Here is a 4,011-nt window from a genome sequence, read left to right as displayed (position 1 = left end):
CCGAAGTCTTCGTTGAGCGTGCACGCGCCTTCGCACAGGCGGTCTTGCGGGCACACGCGGCCGCACATTTCCGGCAGCGGATTGGTTTCGTGGCATAGCTCCGCCGCTTCGATCACCCGTCCCTGCTGCACCAATTCCAGCCAATTGGGGATGTAGTTGTGCACGGGGCACTTGGCTTCACAATACGGGTTGCCGCAGTCCAGGCAGCGGCCGGATTGATGCTTGGCTTCGGCTTCGCCAAATTTTCCGTACAGCTCATCAAAACTGCCCGCAGTGCGCTGCGCCAGTGGCACTTTAGCGGGCATCTCACGCGCAGCATCCAGAAATTGGAACAGGTTTTTCTGGCTCATCACGCCGCCCTCTTCAATTCATTGGCCAGTGCTTCCAAACTGGCGGCCTTGGGTTTGACCAACCAAAACTTGCCCACAAAATCACGGAAGTTGTCGCGAATGCGTGCGCTCCACGCGCTGTCGGTCAGGCGTGCGTGCGCGTCGATCAAATCGGTCAGGTGCTGGCGGTAGCCATCCAGCCCTTCTGGAGTGATGCGCGCAATGTCGATCAATTCGTGGTTGTAGCGATCGACAAAATCCCGCTCCAGATCCAGCACATAGGCCAGTCCGCCGGTGAAGCCTGCACCAAAGTTCAAGCCGGTGCGGCCCAACACCACCACCGCGCCGCCGGTCATGTATTCGCAGCAGTGATCGCCCGCGCCTTCGATGACGGCGGTGACGCCAGAATTGCGCACCGCAAAGCGTTCGCCCGCGCGCCCTGCGGCATACAACTCGCCGCCGGTGGCACCGTACAAACAGGTGTTGCCAATAATCGGTGTGTCTTGCGATGCAAAGCGGCTACCCGCAGGCGGTTGCAACACGATGCGGCCACCGGCCATGCCCTTGCCCACGTAATCGTTGGCTTCGCCATGCAGATGCAAATGCAAACCACCGGCATTGAACGCGCCAAAACTCTGCCCGGCGCTGCCTTGCAAGACAATGTCGATGGGCGCATCGCGCATGCCGGTATTGCCGTGCACCCGCGCAATTTGGCCGGACAAGCGCGCGCCGATGCTGCGATCGGTGTTGCGAATGTGGCCGCTGAACTGGCCGCCTTGCCGCTTGCCAATCACCTCGGTGAGCGCGGCATCCAGCTGCGCGGCCAAGCCATCGGGTGGCGCTTGCAGCGCGGGGGTGCCGCAATAGCTGCGGGCGTGCTCGCTATCGCTTGCCAGCAAACGCGACAAATCCACATCCACATCGTCACGCGTGCTGCGCAGGGTTTGCTCCAGCAGATCGGTGCGGCCCACCGCTTCGTCCAAGCTGCGCAAGCCCAGTAGCGCCAGATATTCGCGTACGTCTTCGGCGATATTGCGGAAGAAGCACTCCACCCGCTCCGGCATGCCTTTGAAGGCATTACGGCGCAGGCGCTCGTCTTGCGTGGCCATGCCGGTGGCGCAGTTGTTGAGATGGCAGATGCGCAGGTATTTGCAGCCCAACACAATCATCGGTGCAGTGCCAAAACCGAAACTGTCGGCACCCAATAGCGCCGCCTTGATCACATCCAGACCGGTCTTCAAGCCGCCATCGGTTTGCAACAGCACGCGCCCACGCAAGTCGTTGGCTTGCAGGGCTTGCCGCGCTTCGGCCAGACCCAATTCCCACGGCACGCCGGCATAGCGAATTGAACCGATCGGACTGGCCCCGGTACCGCCATCGTGGCCGGAAATGGTGATCAGATCCGCGCCGGTTTTGGCCACGCCCGCAGCAATCGTACCCACCCCCGCGTGGCTAACCAATTTCACCGAAATCAGCGCCTGTGGGTTGACCTGGCGCAGGTCAAAAATCAATTGCGCGAGATCTTCAATCGAATAAATATCGTGATGCGGTGGCGGCGAAATCAGCCCAATGCCGGGCTTGGCATAGCGCAGGCGCGCAATCATCGGGTTGACCTTGCTACCCGGCAGCTGGCCCCCTTCGCCGGGCTTTGCGCCCTGTGCCAGCTTGATTTGCAGGACTTCGGCATTGTTCAAGTATTCGGGTGTCACCCCAAACCGGCCGGAGGCGACTTGCTTGATCTTGCTGCGCTTGTCGGTGCCGTAGCGCGCCGGGTCTTCGCCGCCTTCGCCGGAATTGCTGCGTCCACCCAACCGGTTCATGGCGATGGCGAGTGCTTCATGCGCTTCGGGTGAGAGTGCGCCCAAACTCATCGCGGCGCTGTCAAAGCGCTTCACGATCGAAGCCACCGATTCCACTTCCGACAACGGCAGTGGCGTGGCCGCAGGTTTGAGGGCCAGCAGATCGCGCAGTGCCGCGGCCGGGCGCAAATTCACATGATCGGTATAGCGCTTCCAGTCGGCGCGATCCCCGGTCAGTACCGCGTGTTGCAGTGACTGCACCACGTCCGGGTTGTATTGGTGATATTCGCCGCCGTGCACGTAATGCAGCAGGCCGCCGACTTCGGGCAATGCATCGTCGTCCCAACCCAAAGCTGCAAGCGCGCGCGCATCGGCTTCCAGACGCGCAAACCCCGCGCCGCCAATCCGCGACGGCGTGCCCGCAAAGCAGCGCGCCACCACCGCATCATCCAGGCCCACGATCTCAAACAACCCCGCGCCGCGATAGCTGGCAATGCTGCCGATGCCCATCTTCGACAAAATCTTCAGCAAGCCCTTCTTCACCCCACGCCGATAGCTGCGCCCAAATTGTTCGGGCTCGCCGTGGGTTTTGCCGCCCAAGATGCCGCGTCGTCCCAGCACATGCAGGGTTTGATAGGCCAGATACGGGTACACCGCGGTGGCACCAAAGCCAATCAAACAGGCGAAGTGATGCGGGTCGCGTGCGGTGCCGGTTTCGATGATGAGGTTGGTATTGCAGCGCAGCCCGGTAGCCAGCAAATGTTGATGCACTGCGCCGGTGGCCAGCAATGCATGCACCGCCGCAGCGCCACGGCGTGGGCGGCGGTCGGATAACACCAGCAATTCATCGCCGGCACGCGCAGCCTCTTCGGCCTGTGTGCAGATGCGGTCCAGCGCCTGTTGCAGCGAGGTCTCGGCATCAAAATACAAATCGATATAGCGATAGCGGGTGGCGAAACGTGGCAGCGTCAATAGCTGATGCAATTTGCGCTGCGACAGTACCGGTGAATTCAACAACACATGATCGACGTTGCTAGGTGTATCTAAAAACAGATTGCCTTCGCGCCCGATCTGGGTGGATAGGCTCATCACACAGGCTTCGCGCAGCGGGTCAATCGGCGGATTGGTCACCTGCGCAAACGCTTGTCGGAAACAGTCATACAGTGGGCGCACACGCTGGCTGATGGCCGCCATCGGCACGTCATCGCCCATCGAACCAATCGCTTCTTGCTCCAACTCTGCCAGTGGTCGCAGCACGCGCTCTTGTTCGTCGCGGGTGAGTTGAAATAATTTTTGGAAGCCGTGCACGGTGGCGTCATCAAACGGCACATCGGCCAACATCGGGTCGATCAGCTCGGTGTGCAGATAGGTCATGCCCTGCTTGAGCCATTGCTTGTACGGCGCGCGCGCGCGGTTGATGGCGTCGATCGCCTCGTTGTCCAGCAGGCGGCCTGCGGTCAAATCCACCGCGATCATTTCACCCGGACCCAGCTTGCCCTTGGCTTGCACGCGCTCGGGCGCGAACTCAATCACGCCGGTTTCCGAGGCGATGATGAACAGGCCATCAGTAGTCAGTGTCCAGCGCGCCGGGCGCAGGCCGTTGCGATCCAGCGTGCAGGCCGCGTATTTCCCATCGCAAGTAACAACACCGGCCGGGCCATCCCACGGTTCGGAATTGATGGCGTAGTACTCGTAGAACGCGGCCAGATCCGCGTCTTTGTATTCCAGCGATTGCGTGGCCGGCGGCATCAGGATGCGCATTGCTTTGGGCAAGTCCATGCCGCCCAGCAGCAGCCACTCCAGCACGTTGTCTAGCGATTGCGAGTCGGAGCCGTGCATCGACACCACGTCGTCGAAGGCGCTGACATCCAGCAATTCCGAAC

At 61.2% G+C, this 4,011-nt stretch carries 1 protein-coding gene and 1 pseudogene; both read right to left on the bottom strand.

Annotated elements, in window-relative coordinates:
• Positions 1-350 (bottom strand): annotated as a pseudogene (locus PK789_RS04405) (glutamate synthase small subunit); the annotation flags it as partial.
• Positions 350-4,011 (bottom strand): glutamate synthase large subunit (gene gltB / locus PK789_RS04400; RefSeq protein ID WP_324307284.1); only part of this gene is annotated, 3,662 nt, incomplete at its 5' end. The pseudogene PK789_RS04405 and the gene gltB, both read right to left, overlap by 1 nt.

The organism is Thermomonas sp., assembly GCF_035369645.1.
Taxonomy (GTDB): domain Bacteria; phylum Pseudomonadota; class Gammaproteobacteria; order Xanthomonadales; family Xanthomonadaceae; genus Thermomonas.
Note: the sequence above shows the minus strand (reverse complement) of the source record. Positions and strands in the feature narration are given on the sequence as shown.